The sequence below is a fragment of the Mycoplasma sp. OR1901 genome, from assembly GCF_013348745.1.
Classification (GTDB): Bacteria; Bacillota_I; Bacilli_A; order Mycoplasmatales; family Metamycoplasmataceae; genus Mycoplasmopsis.
This window is the reverse complement of sequence record NZ_CP054666.1, coordinates 376787-398870: the sequence shown is the minus strand read 5'-3', so window position 1 is coordinate 398870 and position 22084 is coordinate 376787. Positions and strand designations below refer to the sequence as shown.

Below are 22084 nucleotides of genomic sequence, written 5' to 3'. Positions count from 1 at the left end.
TTAATTCTCTAACTTTAGCCGACATAAAAACATATCCAAGAACTAGATAAATAATTTCAAATATATTATAATATTTTTTTAGTTATATTCATTAAAAATATAAAATAATTCAATTGAATCACAAAAAACACTTAACCTAATATGATTAAATGTCTAAATAGATGTTTTTTTAATTTTTTTACACTTTTGGTCTGTATGAATATACAAGTAAAATCATTGTTAGTAGTATGATTGTATATAAAATGTATGAATGGTAATATGAACTTACTACTAAAACATAGGTTAATAAAAATGTAAATATAATAGAAGTTGTAACCTGAATTAAGGTTACTATTTTTTCAACTTTAATTGTTCTTTTAGCAAAAGTTATATTTTGAGTTCTAAAACCTAAATTATTATTTATAAAATTAATGATAAATTGTTGAATTGCGTTAATTACAAAAAATCAAGCAATACTTAAACTAACATTTTTTATTTGACTAATGAATAGTCAACTAAGATTTAAAATAAAAAATATAAACAATAAAATTGTGTTATTGATTTTTCATCTTGTCTTTTTAATTAGGAAGGCTACAATTATACCTACAAGCCCTAAAATTCCCATTGTTATAGCTAAATAATAACTTCAAAAATGAAAATCATAATTATAGTTATTAAAAAAACCAATTACACCAGACTGCCTTGTGAATAAAAATAATCCTGCAATTGAAGAAATAGTTACCACGTAAACAACATTTGTACTTTGACCTAAAACTATTTTTTCTTGTTTTGTTTCTGCAACAAAAGCATTTTCATTTAGTTTAATAGTTCTGAATAAAACTATGGAAACTAAATAAAAAATTAAATTAATCGTCATAAAAATGTCAAAAGTTATTTTATTAAATACTTGTACAGAAAAAATTGGAGAAATTATTAAAGATAAAGCAACACCAACATTAAAAACAACATTAGCAATATCTAATTGAGCTTTATTGTTTGAAATAAAATGTGTCATTTGCCTAATATACAAAGTTTTTATCGAATAGGTGAAAGATTGTAACATATTTAAAATCATCAAAATAGTTACAATAAGTCCCGTGTTAGTACTAATTGGAAATAATTTTCATATAATAATTGGAGCAATTAATAAAACAGCACTAAAAAAATCAACAATTAAAAGTCCTTTTTTAAAGTTGAACAATTTCATTAATTGTTTACTAAAAATTTGAACAATTAAAATAGGGATATTCATAAGCATAAAAAGAGTAGTTACAAGTCAATATGAATGTGTAGTATTGTAAATTTGCATTGCACTACCCATTTTTAGCGATTCAGAAGGGATTCATGGAATTAATACACTAGTTATAAATTTTGTTAAATTAAATTTATAGTTATTCTTAAACATATCATCCTTTCTAAATTTTATTTATAAAAAACTTAATAATAATTAAACTTAAATTATAAACTTGGTAAGTTGAAAATAATTTTTTCATTAAATTAAGTTTTGAATTAAATTATATATTAAAAAAATAAAACCGAAATAAATAAAAAAAAGTATAATATAATAAAATTTATAAATTAGTAAAAAATAACGCAAAAAGGAAGCAAATGTTAAAAATATTAGAACACCCACTTATTAAAATAAAAATGACAAAATTAAGAGACAAAAACACAAATCATCGTGAATTTAGGAGCAATTTAAACGAAATTGCATCTTTAATGGTTTATGAAATAATGAGAGATTACGAAACTAAACCTTACAACGTAATAACTCCACTTAATAAAGAATTTACTGGAGTTACTTTTGATAAAGAAATTGCTTTAGTACCAATTTTAAGAGCCGGTTTAGGTATGACAGAAGGATTATTGAACTTAATACCTGACGCACGTGTTGGACATATCGGAATGTATCGTGATGAAGAAAATTTAACACCACATGAATACTACTACAAGATGCCTAATGTTTCAAAAGATAGTTTAATAATTGTTGTTGACCCAATGTTAGCTACAGGTAACTCAGCTGTAGATGCAATTAAAAGAATTAAACAAGATGGGTTTACTAATATTAAATTAGTTTGTTTAGTAGGTGCACAAAACGGAGTTGATAATGTATTAAATAACTTCGGAAATGATTTTGATATTTACTTATCATCATTAGATTCAAAATTAAACTCAAACGGATATATTGAACCTGGTCTTGGAGATGCAGGTGATCGTATTTTCGGAACTAAATAAGGAGAAAAAATGGACTTTTTTAAAGAAATTGAAAATAAATGACAAAAAAAATGAGAAGAAGAAAAATACTTTGAACCTTCTAATGATTTTACATTACCAAAAAAATATATAGTAAGTATGTTCCCTTACCCAAGTGGTAAAATCCACATGGGGCACACAAGGAATTACGCACTAAGTGATGCAATTGCTAGATATTTCAAAAGACGTAATTATAATGTTTTTAATCCTTTTGGTTGAGATGCTTTTGGATTGCCAGCAGAAAATGCAGCAATAAAAAATAATATCCACCCTAAAAAATGAACATATGAAAATATTGATTCAATGGATGCCGAATTTAAAAAATTAGGTCTTTCTTTTTCGTGAGATCAAAAAGTAATTACTAGTGATCCAGATTATACAAAATGAGAGCAATATATTTTTATTGAATTTTGAAAAAATAATTTAATTTATAAACAAAAAAGCGAATTAAATTGATGTGAAAACGATAATACTGTTTTAGCAAATGAGCAAGTAATTGATGGTAAATGTTGACGTTGTGACAATCCTGTTACAAAAAAAGAAATGGACACTTACTACTTAAAAATAACAAAATACGCAGAAGAACTTCTAGCTGACTTAGATAAGTTAGATCAAAATTGACCAAATAAAGTTATTTCAATGCAACGTAATTGAATTGGTAAAAACGAATTTTATAAATTTGATACTAAATTAATTTTTGATAACCAAGAACAGAATATTACCATTTTAGAAAAAGATTTAAATGTAGCAACAAACGCAAATTTTGTTGCAATTAGTAATAAACACCCATTAATTAAAGAATTAATTAAAAACAACCATTATACAGAGCAAGAAATAGAACTAATCAATCAAATTGACCAAAACTTCGCAGTTAAAAACTTTAAAAATAAAATCTATCTAAATACTCCGTTCAAAATAATCAATCCAATTAATAATCAATTATTAAATGTTTACATAACTGATTTTGCTAGTTATGATCCAAACAACGAAATTAGGTTTGTTTCTGATTTAAGCGAAAATCATAAAAACTTTATCGAAATAAACAATTTAGAAGTTGTTCAACCAATTAAAAACGAAAACTTTGATTTCGAAAATGTTGCAAAAGAAACAAAATACAACTTGAGAGACTGAGGAATTTCAAGACAAAGATATTGAGGTACACCAATACCATTAATTCATTGTGAAAAATGTGGAACTATACCAGTGCACCAAGACGAACTTCCTGTTTTATTACCTGAAAAAGTTGAATTCACAGGAAATGGTAACCCGCTTTTAACTAATGAAGAATGATTAAAAACAAAATGTCACGTTTGTGGGTCAAACGCAACAAGAGAAAGTGATACTTTAGACACATTCTTTGAATCAAGCTGATATTTCTTAAGATATACAACACCAAAACATTTAAGATTAAATAATATTTTCATTAAGGAAAATGTTGAATATTGAAACCAAGTAGATGAATATATCGGTGGTATTGAGCACGCCATTTTACACTTACTTTATGCTAGATTTTTTACAAAAGCACTTGCAGATTTGAACTTTATTAGCTTTAGAGAACCTTTCAAAAAACTACTAACACAAGGTATGGTTTTAAAAGACGGATCTAAAATGTCTAAATCTAAAGGTAATGTTATTGAACCTAAAGATATTATTCAAAAATACGGTGCTGACGCAAGTAGATTATTCATTTTCTTTGCAGCACCTCCAACAAAAGAATTAGAATGAAGCGACGCCGGAATTAATGGTTGCTACAAATTCTTAAATAGATTAATTGATCGTTCAAACGAAATAAATCCAAACGATAATTTTAACTATAAAAATATTGATGCAAGTAAGTTAAATGATGCAGAAAAAAATGCTAGATTTAAACTTTATACAGGTATGAATAAATCAGTAGAAACTTTTGAAAACAGAGATAAAGACTACGGATTTAATACTCTTATCTCATGAGCTATGGAAACATTAAATGCTTATGATAATGTAAACAACCCTGAATTAATAACAGAAATGTTCTATGTGATTTTAAACATATTAGAACCATTTGTTCCTCACTTATCATGAGAACTTTCAGAAAAATTTTTCAACTTGAAAAACCTAAAAGATTTTGATATTGATAAAAACGCACTTACTACAAGTGAAATCAATTACGGAATAACAATTAACGGAAAAGCAAGATCTGAAATTAAAGTATCAAAAGATATGAATAAAGAACAAATAATAGAATTAGCCAAAACAGAGGCTTCAAAATGACTAGAAAATAAAACAATAGTAAAAACAATTTTTGTTCCTAACAAAATTGTTAACTTTGTCATTAAATAATTAAGGAGAGTAATGAAAAAACAAAATTATTTCACAGCAATAATAGTAGACGATCAATTGTTTACTTATCCTAATGCTATTCATGAAGTAGTTATTGAAGATGAAAACATCTCAAGTGAAGAATTAATCTTCCAATACTATCAACAAAATAAACCAATAGCACTTTCATTTAAAGATTATGAAGGTGATCTATTACACCGTGGAGTTTTAGTGGAAATATTAGAACTCGAAAAAATGGAAGGTGCAAATTCATATAGATTCATTTTTAAAGTTATTGCTTTTATAGAATTTGATAACTACGGTTTCGTGTTAATGGATAAAAAATTAAACGTTAAAGAAGAAACTTTTATTCAATATGAACCAACAAAAACTGATGTTGCTGATTTACACTTTAAAAACTACCAACCAGTATCGACAGGTCAAATAATTTACTTAGAAAAGAATGATGATGCTATAAAAGAATTTACAGATGTTGCCATGGGTGATGCAGAGCTTGTTGAAACAATCCAGAAATTCCACACAATAATTAAAGAAAAACAAGTTACAAAAATTTGATTCGGAATAAGAAAAACAACAGATAAAAGATGAACATATGAAGAATTTTTACAATTCATGTCTAATTGAGGAATCGATGAGAAACCTACAAATTATGATGATTGTTTAACACTTTTAAACTCTTTTATTTCTATTCTAAATACTGAAATTAGAGAGAAAATGGACTTATTCTTAGAATATAATTTAAACAATGTAGATGCAATAATAGTAAGAATTACTGAAATTATTGCCGAAAATTTTATGACTGAAAAGGTTATTGCTGACAAAATGAACAGCAGACTTTCTAACCAACAAAAAGAATTTATTTTAAGAGAAAAATTAAAATCAATTCAAGATGAACTTGAAGAAATGAAAGCTCCAGTCGATGAAGATGAATATTTAAAAATATTAAAAGACAAAAACAAAAATCTAAGATTCCCTTCTTCAATCCGTGAATTAATTAAAGAAGAAACTAAAAGAGTATCAGATATGATGCCTACTTCACCTGAAGCAAATATTTCTAAAACATATATAAGTTTACTTAAAAAACTTCCATGAAGACTTACTCAAAAAGAAACTTTAGATATTAATCACGTTAAAAAAACATTAGATAAATATCACTACGGAATCGATAAAGTAAAAGAAAGAATTCTAGAATATATCGCTGTTATAATCAAAATTAAACAAAATCAAGTTGATGCAACTCAAAAAATTGAATATGACAAAAACAACGAAATAGATTTAAATCTTTTCAAAGAAGATGAAAACGAAACCCAAAAAACATTTAATAATGTACCAATAATTTGTTTAGTAGGCCCTCCTGGTACAGGTAAAACATCTCTTTCTAAAGCTATTGCAGAATCATTACAAAGAAAATTTGTAAAAATTTCTTTAGGTGGTGTTAGTGATGAATCTGAAATTAGAGGTCACCGTAGAACATACGTTGGTGCTATGCCTGGAAAAATTATTAAAGGAATTAAACAAGCTGGAGTTTCTAACCCTGTTGTTCTTTTAGATGAGATTGATAAAATGGCTTCAACAAATAAAGGTGATCCTGCTTCTGCTATGCTTGAAGTGCTTGACCCAGAACAAAATAGTAAATTCCAAGATCACTATTTAGAAAATGAATACGATCTTTCTAAAGTTGTTTTTATAGCTACAGCAAACTATTATGATGCAATTCCACACGCATTAAGAGATAGAATTGAAGTTATCGAATTATCTGCATATACACTTTCTGAAAAGTTAAACATTGCTAAAAAACACTTATTACCAAAGGTTATTGAACAAGTTGGTGAAAAGAAAGGCTTCTTAAGCATAAGTGATAAAACATTAGAATATATAATTTCAAACTACACAATTGAAGCTGGTGTTCGTGGACTAAAACGTGTTCTAGACAAAATTGCACGTAAGTTTACATTAAAAAGCCTTGATGAAGGTGAAAAAAATACCAACAAATATAAAGTTGAAATTCCTATGTTAAAAGACTTATTAGGTCCTGAATACTATAAAGATGATGAAATTGACAACTATCAAGTTCCTGGTGTGGTTAATGGTTTAGCTTACACAACATTAGGCGGAACATCTCTACAAATAGAAGTTAATACATATCCTGGAAAAGGTGAAATAAAATTAACTGGTTCACTTAAAGATGTAATGCAAGAATCAGCTAAAATAGCTTTATCTTATGTTAAAGCCAACGCTGAAAAATTCGGAATTAAAGAATTTGATTTTGATAAAAATACAATTCACATCCACGTACCTGAAGGAGCTACACCTAAAGATGGTCCAAGTGCCGGAGTTACATTCACCACAGCCTTAATTTCTGCTCTTAGCGGAAAAGTTGTTCCACACTACTATGGTATGACTGGTGAAATAACACTTAGAGGTAGAGTTTTAAATATCGGTGGATTAAAAGAAAAATCATTTGCGGCTACACAAAAGAAATTAAAATATGTGTTTATTCCATTCGGTAATGAATCAAGTTTAGTTGAAATACCTGAAGAAATAAAGAAAAAAATAACATACATACCAGTTAAATATTACGATGAAATATTTGACGTAATATTTAATAACAAAAAACCTAAAAAAGAAATAAAAACAGTAGATAATGAGTAAAAAAACACTTTGGTGAAAGATCATTTACTTTATTTACGATTAATTTCATTATTGGTTTAGGTTTCTTAACAACAATTGCCAACGTTTGAAACATAGGATTTTACGGATACATAATTATTTTAGTGTCTGTATTAACTATTTTTGGTACTTCTTTAGTTTTCTCACGTTTAGCAAATTCGTTCAAAGAACACTATGGTGGTTCTTATGCTTTTAGTAGACAATTAGAAGAAAAAATTTACAATAAAGAACACAACATTCAAAAAGAAAATGTTAAAAAACAGAAATTATTAAATCATTTTAACTTCTTTATAGGTTGAAATCAATTTATTCAATCTCCTATTTTGTCATCGGTTTCACCATTATTTTTATCAACAATAATTGAACTGATAATATCTAAAGAAAACCCTAATTATTCAACTATAGTTTGAACAATTAGAGTCGTATCTTTTGTATTCTTTGCATTATTAATTGTTATTTCTACATTCGGATTAAAACTAAATAGAAAAATTGTATTCTTTTCAGGAATCGTTAAATGGATTTTCTTAGCAATAGGACTTGGAATTTTAGTTTATTTAGCATTTGCGGATAATATTTTTAGTCCTACACCTTTTGAAGGTTATAAAGAAAATATAAATAATACTATTAATACTAATTTAACACCTAAATTAATGTTTACAAACATAATACTATTTATATTTTCGTTTGCAGGAATTGAAGACATGGCTTCAATGACCAAAGATGTCAAATTCAAAAGTTTTAGAAAAGTACTATTTTGATCTATTTCAATAGTATTAATCATTTATTTACTCTTTTATACATTCATACTCGGAATAAAAGACTTAAGCTCATACAAAAACTTTTCACAATTTTATACAAGTTACACAAGAGGTTTAGGAGTTTTTGGGGTTATTATATTTATAATAGGTTTTATATCAAATGATATTGGGTATAAAATTTCACAAACCGTTTCAACTGCTAGAAAATTATTACCGTTATCTCAAGATCATCACATTAGTCCATTTTTTGCTATCCAAAACAAAAAAGGTGAATATCACAATGCAATAATTTTTACCGGTGTATTTACTTTTATATCAATGATTATCTTATGATTAGTTCCGATTTTATTAACCGGAGATAATTCTGAAAACCCTTATTTTAATGCTGTAATTATTGTTAATAGTATTGGTTTATTAATCGAAGATATGTTAACTTACATAGTTGCTTTCATGTTAGAAAGAAAGAAAATAATACCTAAGATACCACTTTGAGAAAAAATCATTTATATCATAAATGTAGTGTGAATTTTTACTATTACAACAATTATAATTTTCCCATTTACAATAAATGATCCTTGAAAAAGTGAAAACACATTTGTTTTTGTTATTTACTTTTCATTCATTTTAATAGGTTTTATATTAAAATGAGCTTGAAAATTTTACAGTAAAAGAAACTCAAAAAAACTTAATAATAAGATAGAGAATCAAGCTAATTAAAAGCTTGATTTTTTAATAATTTAATTGATTGCACGTTATTTTTTAATCTACTACACATTAATTTGCACATCAACATTCTTTTTACTTTTAAAAAATATGAAATGATATAAAATAAAAACACAATGGAAAAATATAAAAGCTCATTTTCTTGAATTATAAAAAAAGAAATTATAAATAACATTACTAAAACAAAGGAAATACAATCATTTTTATATGGTTTATATTTTTCTAACGCAATTTTAAAAGATGATTATTACGTTATTACAATTAAAAATAATTATATTTTAAATAAAATTGTATCTAAATTAACTAAACTTAAGGTAGAAATATCTAAAGTACTCAAAAACAAAATATACATATCGAGTTCAGAATATAATAAAATAGTTGATAAAAAATGAGAAGAAAGACTAACAAGTTTCTTTGCCGGTGTTTTTTGTGGCGGTGGAAGTATTTCAGATAAAAATTCAACATCATATCATTTAGAAATCTCAAGTCATTCACAAGAAAACACAGAAAAAATAATAAATAAATTAAATAAATATGAGTTTAATTTTCAAATGCTAAAACGTAGAAATAGATATTTAGCATATACTAAAAAAATAGATGAATTACTAGATTTTTTATCAGCTATAGGTGCTAAAAAATCTTGATTTGAATTACAAAACTTGAAAATTAGTAGAGATATCGAAAATGTTTCTAATAGGATAAATAATATCGATATTTCAAATCTACAAAAAATTGCAGATAGTTCTATAAAACATATCGAAAATATTAATTATGTATTTGAAAATAATTTATTAGATATGTTTTCTGAGGATCAATTAGTTTTCTTTAGAATTAAACTTGAAAATTCATGAATATCAATGAATGAAATGGTTAAAAAACTTGAACAAGAACATAATATTATCATTACAAAAAGCGGTTTAAACCATTGATTAAGAAAATTAAATAATGTTGTTTTAGAACATAAAAATAAATAATTTTATAAAAATTAAGTTTAAATTAAAAAATAAAAAAACAGTAAAAATAGATTGAATTAATAATTTAATTTATTTTTATTTTTTTAAAATTAAGACGAATTAAACTAGCATTAAAGCATTTTAGTATTAAAGATTAAAATATTTAGAACTTTATTTTTATTAAAAATATGATAAAATAATTTAGCAATATAAAAATTTAATTGCAGAAAGTAGAATCACTTCTCACCTGATGGACTATATCCTTGGGTTTTGCTACAATTAAATGTATCTATTTGATACATTTTTGGCGAGAGCGAATGAAACTTTTTTACTTATTATTTTAAGGAGAATTATTATTATTCAAGACAGAAGAAAAAAACCAAAATCAAGCCACTATGTAAACAGAGATATTCCATATTCTAGAGTTTTCTTAATTGATAGTGAGGGTAGCAAAGTAGGAGTTATGTCAACTTCAGAAGCTATTGAAAGAGCTAAAAGCCAGAAAATGGATTTAGTTTTAATTAGCGTTGAACCTAAACCAATTGCTCGTATTTTAGACTACGGTAAATTTAAATATGACCGTAAGAAAAAACAAAAAGAGTTAAAAGAAAAACAAACAAATATACAAAACCGTGAAATTCGTTTAACACCTATGATTGGTGAAAACGACTTATTAACCAAAAGTAAAAAGGCAACTGAATTTTTACTTAAAGGTGATAGAATTAAAGTTTCTGTTAAATTAAGAGGTCGTGAATTAGGTCGTAAAGATCTTGGTATAAATGTTTTAGATAGATTTTATTCAAAAGTTGAGGTTATAGCAGATAAAACTACTGAACCTAAATTAGTGAATGAAAGATTTTTAGATATGAATCTCCAACCAAATAAAACTAAAATCGCTAAATATTTAAAAGAAAAGAATCAAACTTCTGATGAAAATTCATCAAATAGCGATTCTAAAGAAGGAGAATAAAATGCCAAAAATGAAAACTAAAAGCGCTTTAAAAAAGCGTATTAAAGTTACAGGAACAGGTAAAGTTCTTAGAGAACAAGCATACCGTTCACACTTAGCACAAAATAAAACCACAAAACAAAAGCGTCAATCTCGTAAAGCTACACTTATGTCAAAAAGTGACTTAAAAAGATTTAAAGCAATGTTTTAATCTTGTTAATTTATTTTGTAAAAATTTATTTAGTTATATAAATTAGAAAGGAAATATATTATGGCAAGAGTTAAAGGTGGTACAGTTACAAGAGCAAGACGTAAAAAATGATTAAAATTAGCTAAAGGTTACTTTGGACACAAATCAATCGGTTACAAAGTTGCAAAACAAGCAGTTGTTAAATCATGAACATACGCATTTAGAGATCGTAAACAAGTTAAAAGAAACTTCCGTAAATTATGAATTGCACGTATCAATGCTGCAACTAGAGCAGAAGGTATGAGTTACTCAAGATTTATTAATGGTTTAAAAAGAGCAAACGTTACAATTAACCGTAAAATGCTTTCAGAATTAGCTATTAACGAACCAAAAACATTTTCAATGTTAGTAAAGATCGCTAAAGAAGCTTAAATAATGTAAAAATCAAGTTCACACTTGATTTTTTTATATAAAAAAATCAAACTTATTTAGTTTGATAATATCTTAATTGGCAGGGGTTAAAGGAATCGAACCCTTACTTGTGGTTTTGGAGACCATAGCACTGCCATTATACTAAACCCCCGTGTATTGATATAATTATAACATTAAAAATTTGGTTTAAATCTAAATATGTTATAATATAACAACTTAAAAACAAGCATATAGAGAATGGTTCAGACTGTGATAATAAACCATTACCAACCTGCAATTATAGCAAGGTGGTCAGTCAGAAGTTAATTTATAGATTAACTTAACATGCGACAATTCCTAATGCTTCTAAATAATAAAAAAGGAAGTACAAAAATGAGAAAACTATTTACAAGTGAATCTGTTGGACGTGGACATCCTGATAAAGTTTGCGACCAAATATCAGATTCAATTTTAGACGCTTATTTAATGCGTGATCCAAAAGCTAAAGTTGCTATTGAAACAATGGCAAGTGGACATAATATCTTTATTGCTGGTGAAGTTAATTCACAAGCTGAAGTTGATGTTATCGAAATAGCAAAAAACATTTTAAAAACATTTGACTATTATACAAGCGAAACAAGCTTTATAACAGATATCAAAAAACAAAGTCCAGACATCTCACAAGGTGTTGAACTTTCAGAACATGAAATCGGAGCAGGTGATCAAGGTATCATGTTTGGTTATGCAACAGACGAAACTAAAGAATTTATGCCACTAGCAATTACACTTGCACATAAATTAGTTAAAAAAGCTGAAGAGTTAAGAGTTAGCGGTGATTTCAAATGAGCTAGAGCTGACATGAAATCTCAAGTTACTCTTGATTACACAGATCCTAACAATACAACAGTTGATACTGTTTTAATTAGTATTCAACACTCAGCAAACTATGTTGAAACTGAATTTAAAAACTTTATTAAAAACCACATCATTAAACCCGTTTTAGAAGAATATAACTTAGAATTACCAGAAAAAATATTAATTAATCCTACAGGTAAATTCGTTATTGGTGGTCCTATCGGAGATACTGGATCAACAGGAAGAAAAATTATTGTTGATACTTACGGTGGAGCTTCAAGACACGGTGGTGGAGCTTTTAGTGGTAAAGACGCAACTAAAGTAGATCGTAGTGCAGCATACGCAGCACGTTGAATCGCAAAAAACGTAGTTGCAGCAAAACTAGCTAAGAGAATAGAATTACAAATAGCTTATTCAATCGGTGTTTCACAGCCTGTCTCAGTTATGGTAGAAACATTCGGAACTGAAACAATAAATAAAGAACTAATTGAAAAAATCATTATGGAAGTATTTGATTTAAGCCCTAAAGGTATTATCGATTCACTAAACTTAAGACATCCAATTTATGCTAAAACATCTTATTTTGGACATTTTGGTAGAGATGATTTAGATTTACCTTGAGAAAAAACAGATAAAGTAAATCAAATTTTAAAATTAGCAAAAAAATACCAATAAAAAGTGTAAAATTGTTAATATATTAAAACATTTAAAGGAGAAATCATGAATAGAGAATGCAACAAAAGAGCATGTCGTGAAGCAAATGCTCACAACACAATGGAAACTCGTGAAGAAAAAGTTTACCAACCAGTAGGGGGAACACGTTGTGAAGATAATGGTATAGCAAACGAAATTGCTAATCAATTATTAGAAGATAAAAAACAACAAGTAGTTGAACAAACTAGAGTTGGATATCAAGAAACTGTAGTAGAGAGTGTTGTAGAAGATAACGAATTATCTCAAACAGAACAAATTGAAGAAAAAATAATATTACAAGATACAAGCGAACAAGTTTATCCAGTTGTTCAAACAGAAGAAGCTCATATTTATGATCTATTAGACGTTTTAACAAATTACAAAGATTTTCTTAAAGAATTCTAGAAATAATAAATAAATGTAGTATAATAATACTCGAGCCGACATCGAGAGAAATAACTTAATTTCCTTGTGTCAAATAAGCCTTCTTAAGAAGGTTTTTTTATACAAAAAATCCAAAATTAAATTTTGGATTTTCACAGATTATTTATCTAAATAAATTGGTATATAAATTATTGATAAAATTCAGTATAGAGTATATGTATCATATAGAAAATCTTTATACATAGAATCTAAAATCTTTTCTTTTTTAGTTGAACTAGCAATATCTAATTCCATAAATGACATTGGAACTGAATATTCAAAATAAATTGAATCTCCGGTTGATGTTACATACATAGAATTAACAACTGATCCATTTGTATCTTTAGCTCTTTTAACAGATAATTCCATTGAAAGAGGAGTGTACATTTGTCTTGCTTTAAGTTCATCTTCTGAGTATAATTTAACTATTTTATTGAATTGTGGATTCTCTAATTTAAGTGGTTTATTACTGAAAAAACCACGTTTAAATAAAGTGAATGCAAAACCTTTATGACCTAGACTTCTTGTATCAATTTTTAAAACACCTCTATTGTAATATCTTTTTGAAGTAACTTCGCCTTTTGAATTTCTAACTATTTCTAAATATACAACATTCATAAATGATGCAGGATATCTATCATCAATTAATAAATATTTTTTATTTGATTTTTTAATTAATTGAGCATCTGATGGAACACCAAAATTATATGACCTAACTTCCTTCATTGTTAATGAATTTTCTACAATATCTTTTGCAGTAAATCTGTTACTTTTTAAAAGACTTTCAATATTTTCCTTGACAGACAGATAATCAATTCCATTATTAACTTTTTTAAATGATTCATTATAAATTTTCTCAACATTAATTGCATTTCTAATTTTAGACATTATAGCATTTAATATTTTTCTAAATTTTATATAGAAAAATATAGTAACACCACCTAAAATAAGTGCAATTACAGAGAATATTATAAATACAATAACATTTGAACTACTTCCTGTAGAAGCAGTTGCAAATAATAATATAATACCTAATAAAAATGTAGCTATAGATATAATTAATAAAATAATTGCTATTTTTTTGTATTTTTTCATTTTATTAATCGAATCCACATCATTAAATGCTTCATCAACAGCATTTTTAAAAATAGGATAAACTGACTGATCTGTTATTGATTTATACGAATCAAAATTCATGTAATCTTCGACTATTTTCATAACCCTCCCTTTTTCATATATAAATTATAAAGTATTAAATTATCTTTCATATAAATTAAAGTATTTGTTCTTTAGTAATTTTAATATATTGACCTAATTTTAAATCTTTAGGTAGCTCTAATTTACCAAAACTAATACGTTTTAGGTAAATTACCGTTAAACCGAACTTTAAAAACATCCTTTTAACTTGGTGAAATTTACCTTCATTAATTGATAAAAAGCACTCATTTGAATTAATGATTTCAAGTTTAGCTGGTAGTGTATTATTTTTCTCACCAATATCAAAACCTTGTTCAAAGATTTTGATTAACTCAGGTTTGATTTCTTTGTCAGTTTTAACAAAATACGTCTTTATAACATGCTTTTTAGGTGCTAAAAGCTTATGTGTTAGTTCTCCGTCATTAGTAATCAATAAAAGTCCTTCTGTATCCTTATCAAGTCTTCCAACCGTATGAATGTCCTTATAATTTAAATATTTTTGATCAATTAAATCAAATACCGTTTTATGTATCAAATCGGTATTTGCACATACATAACCGGCGGGTTTATTTAATAATAAGTAAATAAATTCTTCTTTTGATTCTACAATAACATCGTTAATTTTAACAATATCAGTCGCGCTTATCTGTACTGATTTTTTTATTATTATGTCATTTACTTTTATTTTCTTACTAGAAATAAGGTTTTTTATTTCACTTCTGGTATAACTTGTATTTTGGCTTAAAAATTTCTCAATTCTCATTTTCATTTCTAACTTATTTTAATTAAATATTTTTGAAAATTAAATATTTTTATTAATAATTTAGATTATTAATTTAGTATAATTTAAAAGATAACTTATAAATTAGAATATAAAGGAGCAATTATGAGTAAAAAAGTAGTGGCCTTAGCTTCTGATCATGCAGGTTTTGACCTTAAAGAACAACTTAAAGACTACGTTAGATCTTTAGGTTATGATACTGTTGATTTAGGACCAAGTAACGGAGTTGATAAAATTAGCTACGCAACTCAAGGGAACGAATTAGCGGAATATATAAATTCTCGTAAACCTGATTTTGGAATTGGAGTATGTGGTACTGGTCTTGGTATTTCATATGCTCTAAATAGACATAAACACATTAGAGCTGCCAGAATTACTTCTGTAGAAGATGCTCACTTAGCAAAACAACATAACGATGCGAACGTTCTTGTTTTTGGTGGTAGACAAATTAAACCCGAAGACGCTTTTAAAATGGTTGATGAATATTTAAAAACAGATTTTGAAGGTGGAAGACACATTGAAAGAATAGAGGAGTTAGATAAATAATAAAAATGGCAAAAGAAACAACAACAGCAAAAAAAGAATTAAAACCTGTTTGACACATTACATTAGATAGAGAAAAAGGTAAATGAAGAGTGTATAGAGAAGGTGCAGAAAAAGCAACTATAACATTCGATACACAAAAAGAAGCTATTCCTTACGCAAGAGATTTAGCTAAGAAATATAACGGAACTTACTACATTCATGGTGAAAATGGTAAAATTCGTGATGGTAAAGGATATAAAAAATAAACTAGCGTTAAACTAAACAATAGTTTATTTTTTTATATAATATAAATATGATATGAAAGTTGAATTTATATAGATTACTTATTATAGTTGCACAATCCATTTTTATAATCGGTTTTTTTGCCGGTATTTCTTTTTTAATTTACAATATTAACTCGAATTATGTACACTTACTAATTTGAACAAACTACTTGTTAAACGTAATAATGGTACTTACAATAGCTTTCCAACAAAGAAACCCAAAAATCAAGGTATCATGACTATTTTTAATGACTATATTACCAATTTTCAGTGTTGCAATCTTCTTTACCCTTGGGAAAATTAAACCCAACAAAAACGAACTAAAAGTTATGAGAGAAGATAATTATAATTTAAATAAAATTAATCAAATAGAAAAAACAAGTAGTGCTAGTGTAGAATTAAATGAACTAAAAAACATTACAGATACAACTATTTTAAATTCAAACTATCATTTTTATGAAGAAGGTTATAGATTTTATGACTCTTTAGAAAAAAATATTAAAGAAGCTAAAAAAAGTATTTTAATTATTACTTACATAATTAAAAAGAGTGAGATATCAAAAGAATTTATTGATTTAATCAAATTAAAAGCCAAAGAAGGTTTAGAAATCAAATGATTAATTGATGATTTTGGTGCATTCCCAAGATTAAAAAAAGAACTTAAAAAACTTAACAAAATAGGCGTAAAAGTTCATTTTATAGCTAAAATATATTACCCTTTTATAACACATAAAGCCTTTTACAGAAATCACCAAAAATTTATAATAATTGACTCTAAAAAAGTATTTTCAGGTGGAAATAATATTTCAGACGAGTACGCTTCATTATCGCCAAAATATGGTCATTGAATTGATATCAATTACAAAATAACCGGAGAATATGTAAACGCGTACAATGTACACTTTATTAAATTTTGAGAAATTATAACAAGAGAAAAATTAGATGTTAATAATTATATTTCTAAATTTAAAGAAGATGAAAAAGGAGAAAATCAATCTATTTTAGTTTTTGATTCACCTAGTTGAGATTATTCAAACGCCGAAAGAGTTTGAATAAAACTTTTTAGCCAAGCTAAAAAATCAATTAAAATCGCAACACCATATTTCTCAATTACAGAAGCAATGTATAAACAAATAATTTTAGCTCTTAAAAATAATGTAGATGTAACAATTTTCTTCCCTGGTTTACCCGATAAAAAATTAGTATATAAAGTCGGCTTATGACAAATTAAACAACTAGTTCAATTAGGTATGAAAGTACAAATATACGACAATCATTTTCTACACTCTAAATCAGGAATTATCGACGATAAAATCGCTTGAGTAGGAACAAGTAACTTAGATGCAAGAAGTATGTTTTCACAATATGAAACAATGGATATTATTGTTGGTCCCGCTATTAAAAATGTTATTCATTTATTCGAACAATATAACAATAATTCTACTGATATTAGAAAAAACCCTGAGCTTATGAAAAAAGGAACTATTTTCGAAAGGTTCTTTTACATTTGAACTTCACCAACAATTTAAAGGAAAATAAAAATGGATCAAAAAAATAATCACAATGACATTTATTTTAACTCAGAAAAAGAGTTAGAAGATGCGATAATAAAACACCTTGAAGCTAATTACAGAGTTGACAAAAAAATAGAATTTTTAAATGAAAATTCTGAAAATCAATATGGAAAGACTATTTATGGAAAGACACATCAAGATTTAAAACAAAATTGATGTAATATTTTAAATAACATAAACGCTAATATACTTGATGGATACAAGTTAAAAGTAAAACATATTGATATGATTTTAAAACAATGTGCTAAGTTTAATTTGACAGAATTAACAAATAAAGTATTAAAATACGGGTCACTCCCAAAAATAGCATATTTTAAAGATGATTACAATGAAGATAAAGAATATTCGTTAGTACTTTTTAAAAACGGCGGAAGTAACCAAAATATTTTAGGAAACAATGATAGCGTTGGTAATTTTTTAAATACCAAAGATCCTGTTTACCAAATTGCAAGACAAGTTAGATTCAATGATATTGATGGAAGAATAATTCCAGATATTATTTTATTAATCAACGGACTTCCTGTTTTGATAATCGAACTAAAGTTAAGAGGAACCGATACACATTTAGCTATTCAACAACTCAAAAATTATAATCAATATATTTCTAATTATAATGCAAGAGAATCTCAATTAACAATGCTTAATTTTGTTCAAATACTTTCTGCTATGACAGAAAAAAATATGTATTATACACCTAATCAAACTGATTATAATAATATTCCTAGCAATATTACAGACTGATTATACTTTACAAGTTGAAATCCTACTGACAAAAAGAATAAACCTATTCATAAATGAAATGAAGTGGTAAAATATTTCTTTAATATCCCTACAGTCCATGATATGGTTTCAAAATATACTGTTGAAAACATACAAAATGATAAATTATTTTTACTTAGAAGCTATCAATATCATGCGATTCACAACATTCTTGAAAAATTAGAGCAATCATATAGAAATGATGATCAAGAAAGTAAAGTTGGATATGTTTGACATACAACAGGTTCTGGTAAAACTCTAACAAGTTTTAAATTAGCACAATTATTAAAAGAAAGATATAGTAATAAAAAAATATTTATAGTTATAGATAGAGTAGCTTTAGCTAGTCAAACAGAAGATGAATATAATAGATTCTCAAATAATTCTGAAGATATCAAAATAACCAAAACTCAAAATAGCTATAATCTAAAACGTGAAATATCAAGTAACACTAACAATCAAAAAATAATAATAACATCTATTCAAAAAATTAAAAAAATATACGACACATTAAGTGAGAATGTAATAGAAAATAATAAACGAAGAAGTAAAGATTTTATCTTTATTTTTGATGAAGCGCACCGTTCTACAGAAGGTACTCAATTTGCTAGTTTCAAAGAAATGTTTCCGCATTCTAAATTTATTGGTTTCACAGGAACGCCTATAATGAATGATGATGTAAACGAAAGATTGGAAAAAGAGACTACAAAGAGTATTTTTGGTGATTTAATGCACAGTTATACAATTAAAGATGGAATTAAAGACAAAAAAGTATTACCATTTAAAATTTTCATTGATTACCCAAAATATTTAGTGAAGTTATTTAGTAGTGCAAGCAACATAGAAGAGCTTGAAAAAAGTGATAAAGATAAAAATAAATTATTATCTTTATACCAAGATTATAGAAAGTTTGTAAAAGAAGATGAATCAGGTAAATTAAGTTTTGAAGAATTAGAGATCACCAAAAAAACAATTGAAGATAAATATAATATCAAACTTAAAAATCTAGATTATAGCGAAAATAGTGAGTATGATTTATTAATTGGTGTAGACGAAAATAATTTTGACGAAGCAATAAAAATCGAAAAAAAATTAAAAGAAATGAATTTTTACGATAATAACGCTTATAAAAGTTGAATAGTAGAAGAACTAATTCAAAAGATAATATCAAATAAAAAAAGTGGCGGACGTTTACATAAATATAGCTCACTTTTTGCAGTTGAAAGTAAAGATGACGCTATTAAATATTTCAATATATTCGAACAAAAACTAAAAGAGTATAAACACAAAGTTAATTTCACATTACTTTTTGATTTTAGTGAATCAAACACTGAAAAAGGAGTAATAGAAAAGAAAGAATTTTATACTAAGATGTTAAACAACTATAATAATACTTTTAAAACTAATTTTGATATAGATCATCTTAATGACTTATATAAAGAAGACATATTAAAAAGATTAAAACAAGAAGGTAATAATTATAGAATTTCATCTAAGGATGATATTAATAATAAAAAACTTGATATATTAATAGTCGTGGATCAGTTATTAACTGGATACGACTCAAAATACATTGATACAATATATTTTGATAAACATATTAGTCAAGATTATTTATTAATCCAAGCTATTTCAAGAACAAATAGAATTTTATTACAAACGCAAGAAGAAAAAGCTACAACTTGACCAAAAGAAAGCGGGAAGATTAGATTTTTCCGTCAAGGCGCTACTATGAAATATATTCTTAATAAAGCGTTTAAAAAGTATGGAAACGAAAATAATAGCGAAGAAAATAACGTTTGAATTTCAGAATTAAAACCTGAAAAAATCAAAAATAAAATTAATAACCATTGAACTTTTATTAATGAAATAAGTAATAAAATTGGTTTTAAAAATGATTTTAATAAATTACCAGATAAACTATATGATGAGTTAACAAAATACAAAGAAACAAAAAAAGAAACTGAAATTATAAAAAACGCTAAGTATTTCAAAAATTATGCAAATGAATTATTAAAAACTTGAATTCAATTCAGTAATCTTGAAGTAGAAGAAAAAAACCAAATAATAGATGATATTAAAATCACCTTTAAATTAGATGATACTATTCAAATTTTAAGAATAGTGGAAAAAATTAAAAATAGAGCAGAAGAAATTAGTGATATTATTAATTCAAAAGATGGCGAAAATAACGATAAAGATGATATTTACAACATAATTAATGAAGAGTTTTTAAAAGACTGTGAAACATTTTTATCTGAAAAACCAGATGAAATAATCGATAATGAATATTTAGAAAAAAATATAGAAAATGAACAAAAATTAGAAATAAGTAGAGATCAAATTAATGATGCTCTAGCTAAATTTTCATATGTTGATCAAGAATTTTTAAATGATAAAATTAGTGAATTAAAATTTACAAGCATATTAGAATTAGAAGAATTTATTTCTGAAAAGATTCAAGAAAGAACTCAAAAAGAAATTGAACAGAAATATACATTTTTCTCTAATGCAACAGGTTTAACTAACCAAGAAATTGATCATTTTATAAGTGAGTTTTTAGAATCGCCAGATACTAAGTCAATTATTAGAGATAATATGCATAAAAAAATTATTGAAAATACTAATAAAAATAATGAAATATTAGAAAATTATTACCAATATTGTCAAAGCAATTTTAATATAAACGTTAGTGCTAATAACCCAAGTAAAATTTCTGGATCTAACTCAAAGAAATGTATTTGAAGCTTTGTTGAATCAAATATTAAAAAGTAACGGTGTCGTTACTTTTTTTAGTGGGTTAGTATAATTAAATTAGATTTGATATCGATCTCATCACTAGATCGATATCTTTATTTTCTAATTCGTTAATAATATGTAAATATACACGTTCTGTAGTATTCATACTAGCATGTCCTAATCTTTTTGCTACTGATGCAATAGAAACACCTGCATAAAGCAAAATTGAAGCATGTGTATGTCTAAGTCCATGAATAGTTATTATTGGAATCTTAGCGCTTTTACAACGTCTTTCTAAAATATCATTAATTGTCGAATTAAATATCTTTTTATTTTTCTTTACAAAGATAGGTTGATCAACCGGTAGATCTCTAATTATAAATGCAAATTGTGAAGTTGTTAATCAGTCCAATTGTATTTTACGAATTGAACTTTTATTTTTAGTAGGCGCAAAACTACCTGTAGATTCCTTGTAATTTCAAGTCTTATTTATAATTAATAATTGTTTATTAAGATCAAAATCAGCAGGTGTTAATGCTAATGCTTCAGAAAACCTAATACCTGTTTTTGCTATTAATAAAATAAGTCAATCATAATTAACAGGCCCATTAGTTTTAAGTTTCTTGAGCAATAATTGTAGCTCAAATTGACTTAAATATTTTTCTTTCTTTTTACGCTGTACAACGCCTTTAATTACCGCTTTACGAGTGGGGTCACCATTTAAATAACCTTCATCAAAAGCATCTAATAAACAAGCTTTTAGATGATGATGAAAATCCATGGTGGTTTGCTTTTCATGATATAAAGCATACTCGTTTAATATTTTTTGGTATTCTAGTCTATTTAAATCTTTCATTTTTAAATTAGGTGAAATTTTATTAACTCATCTTAATGTTAATTCGTATTTACTATAACTAACATTAGTTATTGAACCTTTTTTATATATAGTCATTCAATTTTTAAAATATTCAGAAAATGTTAGATCATCATTTTTCATTTTTCCTCCTTAAACCCACTATTTTAAGGTAGAAAAATATTAAATAAACCAA

At 26.0% G+C, this 22084-nt stretch carries 18 protein-coding genes and 1 tRNA gene; 14 read left to right on the top strand and 5 right to left on the bottom strand.

Going from position 1 to position 22084, the window contains the following annotated elements; translation table 4 throughout:
- Positions 1–178: 178 nt before the first annotated feature.
- Entirely contained in the window at positions 179–1384 is a 1206-nt protein-coding gene (locus HTZ87_RS01390; protein ID WP_174892780.1) for an MFS transporter, read from the bottom strand.
- A gap of 203 nt (positions 1385–1587) precedes the next feature.
- Between HTZ87_RS01390 and upp the strand changes: the two genes are divergently transcribed.
- The 8 genes from upp to rplT all read left to right on the top strand — a co-directional run bounded on the left by upp (position 1588) and on the right by rplT (position 11226).
- Positions 1588–2214, top strand: coding sequence for a uracil phosphoribosyltransferase (upp, locus tag HTZ87_RS01385; protein WP_174892779.1), 627 nt, complete (start codon positions 1588–1590; stop codon positions 2212–2214).
- Between the two features lie 9 nt (positions 2215–2223).
- Positions 2224–4551 carry a class I tRNA ligase family protein gene (locus HTZ87_RS01380; RefSeq protein WP_174892778.1) on the top strand — a complete coding sequence of 776 codons (2328 nt, stop codon included), beginning with the start codon at positions 2224–2226 and terminating at the stop codon, positions 4549–4551.
- Between the two features lie 12 nt (positions 4552–4563).
- Positions 4564–7203 carry an endopeptidase La gene (gene lon / locus HTZ87_RS01375; RefSeq protein ID WP_174892777.1) on the top strand — a complete coding sequence of 880 codons (2640 nt, stop codon included), beginning with the start codon at positions 4564–4566 and terminating at the stop codon, positions 7201–7203.
- Positions 7204–7232: 29 nt separating this feature from the next.
- Positions 7233–8696 (top strand): APC family permease, encoded by a 1464-nt coding sequence (locus HTZ87_RS01370; protein WP_217481418.1) that lies wholly within the window; start codon positions 7233–7235, stop codon positions 8694–8696.
- Positions 8697–8818: 122 nt separating this feature from the next.
- On the top strand, positions 8819–9676 hold the full coding sequence (gene whiA / locus HTZ87_RS01365) for a DNA-binding protein WhiA (RefSeq protein ID WP_174892775.1): 858 nt from the start codon (positions 8819–8821) through the stop codon (positions 9674–9676).
- 262 nt (positions 9677–9938) lie between these two features.
- Entirely contained in the window at positions 9939–10625 is a 687-nt protein-coding gene (gene infC, locus HTZ87_RS01360) for a translation initiation factor IF-3 (RefSeq protein WP_174892774.1), read from the top strand.
- Position 10626: 1 nt separating this feature from the next.
- Entirely contained in the window at positions 10627–10815 is a 189-nt protein-coding gene (gene rpmI, locus HTZ87_RS01355) for a 50S ribosomal protein L35 (protein ID WP_174892773.1), read from the top strand.
- A 60-nt stretch (positions 10816–10875) separates the two neighbouring features.
- On the top strand, positions 10876–11226 hold the full coding sequence (rplT, locus tag HTZ87_RS01350; RefSeq protein WP_174892772.1) for a 50S ribosomal protein L20: 351 nt from the start codon (positions 10876–10878) through the stop codon (positions 11224–11226).
- A 77-nt stretch (positions 11227–11303) separates the two neighbouring features.
- Here rplT and HTZ87_RS01345 read toward each other — a convergent pair.
- Positions 11304–11377, bottom strand: a tRNA-Trp gene (locus tag HTZ87_RS01345).
- A 221-nt stretch (positions 11378–11598) separates the two neighbouring features.
- On the opposite strand from HTZ87_RS01345, the gene metK reads away from it, so the two are divergent.
- Positions 11599–12735, top strand: a complete 1137-nt coding sequence (metK, locus tag HTZ87_RS01340; RefSeq protein ID WP_174892771.1) for a methionine adenosyltransferase — start codon at positions 11599–11601, stop codon at positions 12733–12735.
- A gap of 45 nt (positions 12736–12780) precedes the next feature.
- The gene (locus HTZ87_RS01335; RefSeq protein WP_174892770.1) at positions 12781–13158 is read left to right on the top strand and encodes a hypothetical protein; all 378 of its coding nucleotides are present in this window, start codon (positions 12781–12783) and stop codon (positions 13156–13158) included.
- A gap of 138 nt (positions 13159–13296) precedes the next feature.
- Here HTZ87_RS01335 and HTZ87_RS01330 read toward each other — a convergent pair whose 3' ends face one another.
- Together HTZ87_RS01330 and HTZ87_RS01325 are read right to left on the bottom strand one after the other, a co-directional pair.
- Entirely contained in the window at positions 13297–14394 is a 1098-nt protein-coding gene (locus HTZ87_RS01330; protein WP_174892769.1) for a DUF3137 domain-containing protein, read from the bottom strand.
- 55 nt (positions 14395–14449) lie between these two features.
- The gene (locus tag HTZ87_RS01325) at positions 14450–15142 is read right to left on the bottom strand and encodes a pseudouridine synthase (protein WP_174892768.1); all 693 of its coding nucleotides are present in this window, start codon (positions 15140–15142) and stop codon (positions 14450–14452) included.
- 117 nt (positions 15143–15259) lie between these two features.
- Here HTZ87_RS01325 and HTZ87_RS01320 point away from each other — a divergent pair, with 117 nt between their 5' ends.
- The 4 genes from HTZ87_RS01320 to HTZ87_RS01305 all read left to right on the top strand — a co-directional run bounded on the left by HTZ87_RS01320 (position 15260) and on the right by HTZ87_RS01305 (position 21071).
- A complete protein-coding gene (locus HTZ87_RS01320) occupies positions 15260–15700 on the top strand; it encodes an RpiB/LacA/LacB family sugar-phosphate isomerase (RefSeq protein WP_174892767.1) in 441 nt (146 codons plus the stop codon).
- Positions 15701–15705: 5 nt separating this feature from the next.
- A complete protein-coding gene (locus HTZ87_RS01315) occupies positions 15706–15945 on the top strand; it encodes a DUF2188 domain-containing protein (RefSeq protein WP_174892766.1) in 240 nt (79 codons plus the stop codon).
- 203 nt (positions 15946–16148) lie between these two features.
- A complete protein-coding gene (locus HTZ87_RS01310) occupies positions 16149–17492 on the top strand; it encodes a phosphatidylserine/phosphatidylglycerophosphate/cardiolipin synthase family protein (protein ID WP_174892765.1) in 1344 nt (447 codons plus the stop codon).
- 12 nt (positions 17493–17504) lie between these two features.
- Positions 17505–21071 (top strand): DEAD/DEAH box helicase family protein, encoded by a 3567-nt coding sequence (locus tag HTZ87_RS01305; protein ID WP_174892764.1) that lies wholly within the window; start codon positions 17505–17507, stop codon positions 21069–21071.
- A gap of 34 nt (positions 21072–21105) precedes the next feature.
- On the opposite strand, the gene HTZ87_RS01300 is transcribed toward HTZ87_RS01305, so the two are convergent.
- Positions 21106–22032, bottom strand: coding sequence for a site-specific integrase (locus HTZ87_RS01300; protein WP_174892763.1), 927 nt, complete (start codon positions 22030–22032; stop codon positions 21106–21108).
- Between the last annotated feature and the right edge of the window lie 52 nt (positions 22033–22084).